Annotated in this window: 1 protein-coding gene and 1 pseudogene (1 of these 2 running past the window's edge); both read right to left on the reverse strand. The window is 53.1% G+C overall.

The features are described 5' to 3' along the window. A pseudogene (locus ALO64_RS20695) lies at positions 1 to 173 on the reverse strand (addiction module antidote protein) (it extends 122 nt beyond the left edge of the window). Further along, positions 158 to 322 (reverse strand): type II toxin-antitoxin system RelE/ParE family toxin (locus ALO64_RS26445; protein ID WP_328586228.1); only part of this gene is annotated, 165 nt, incomplete at its 5' end. The pseudogene ALO64_RS20695 and the gene ALO64_RS26445, both read right to left, overlap by 16 nt.

Below are 322 nucleotides of genomic sequence, written 5' to 3' on the forward strand. Positions count from 1 at the left end.
CGCGCAAGCTCGGTCATCCCTTTGGCCCTTGCGACAACCCCCATAGCCTTCGCGATGTACTCCGCATCCCCCGTCTCAAAGGCATCAGAGATAAAAATCGCGATTGCTTCAGGACCGTCAAGGGCTGCTGCTGGGTCGTAATCGAAAATTTGTTCTTTCATTCTTGCCACCATTGATCAGCCAGTTTCTTGGCTGTTTCGATATCTCGGGATTGGCTGCTCTTGTCACCACCGCACAGCAGCAAGATCAGTTCATCGCCTCGCTGCTGGAAATAAACACGGTAACCAGGGCCAACGTGTATCCGTAGCTCACTAACGCCCTG

The organism is Pseudomonas meliae (genome assembly GCF_001400515.1).
GTDB lineage: Bacteria > Pseudomonadota > Gammaproteobacteria > Pseudomonadales > Pseudomonadaceae > Aquipseudomonas > Aquipseudomonas amygdali.